The organism is Ruania rhizosphaerae (assembly GCF_009805705.1).
GTDB classification, from domain to species: Bacteria; Actinomycetota; Actinomycetes; order Actinomycetales; family Beutenbergiaceae; genus Ruania; species Ruania rhizosphaerae.
In genome coordinates this window covers 1-1,259 of the sequence record NZ_VSMB01000036.1, presented here as the reverse complement: position 1 = coordinate 1,259, position 1,259 = coordinate 1, and the positions used below count along the sequence as shown (strand labels likewise).

General features: G+C 66.4%; 1 protein-coding gene. It reads right to left on the bottom strand.

Translation table 11 applies throughout. The features are described 5' to 3' along the window. Positions 1–7 precede the first annotated feature (7 nt). On the bottom strand, positions 8–1,210 hold the full coding sequence (locus FV560_RS19950) for an IS30 family transposase (protein WP_420853394.1): 1,203 nt from the start codon (positions 1,208–1,210) through the stop codon (positions 8–10). Between the last annotated feature and the right edge of the window lie 49 nt (positions 1,211–1,259).

The following is a 1,259-nucleotide window of genomic DNA, read 5'->3' as shown; positions in this document are numbered from 1 at the left end:
CCCAATGTCAAGTGGTCGTTGCGACAGTGAGGAGTTGGTTGAGGGCTTGGGCGGGGGTCTTCATCTCGAGGGTAGGTCGGGGGCGTCGGTTGAGTTTGTCGGCGACGGTGCGTAGCCCGGTGGGGTCCCAGGTCGATAGGTCGCTTCCTTTGGTGAACCAGAAGCGTAGGAGCCGGTTGGTGTTCTCGTTCGAGCCTCGTTGCCAGGGCGAGTGCGGGTCGGCGAAATACACTGGCATCTGCAGCGCGAGTTGGATCTTGTCATAGGCCGCCAGCTCGGTGCCCCGGTCCCAGGTCAGGGACCGGCGCAGATGCGCCGGTAGTTGACCCATCTGGTCCACCATCGCCCTCGCGACGGTTTCGGCAGTGTGGTCACCGGGCAGGTGCAGCAAGATCGTGAATCTGGTCGAGCGCTCGACCAGGGTCCCGATCGCGGACTTGCCGCCTGGGCCCACGATCAGGTCTCCTTCCCAGTGCCCCGGCACGGCCCGGTCGGCCACCGAGGCGGGACGCTGGCTGATCGTGAGCGCACCGGCGTAGGGCTTGCCACGCCGGCCGCTGACGCCGCGCCGCTTACGAGCGGTGCGCCCGGTGGACAGGCTGCGGGCCAGGTTCGCTCGCAGGCTCCCACGGGTCTGGACGTAGAGGGCCTGGTAGATCGTCTCGTGACTCACTCGCTGGCTCCGATCCAGCCCGGCATCAGCACGCAAGACCTTCGCGATCAGCCCGGGACTCCACCCATCGTCCATCCATTCGGCGATCGTGGCGCACAACCCGGGGTCGGCGAGCTTGAACGGCTTCGGACGCGGGGCACGGTCGCTGGCGCGCGCGTGCGCAAGCCCTGCGTGATACAACCCGTCATTGCCGCGGTTGCGTGCCAGTTCCCGATAGACCGTGCTGCGCGGGCGGCCCAGTTCAGCAGCGATCGCCGCGATCTTCTGCCCGGAGTTGATACCGGCCTGGATCACCCGACGCTCAGCAAAAGACAGATACCGACCCCGCTCACGATCGAGATCGAAGTTCGCTGCCGTCTTGACCCCGCGCGGCCCCGAGCCGCCGTACCACATCGTCATCCGGCCAGTCTTAGCGACCCACTTCTCCCCACACCGGCGCGACATACCCACCGCTGCGGCCGCCTGCGAGATCGTCAACCCCGCACACAACCCATCGAAGAACTCCAACCGCACCCACACACTCGCCGCCCGAGCCATCACGACCTCCCACGATCACCACTTGTCGCAACGACCGTATGAATCCACC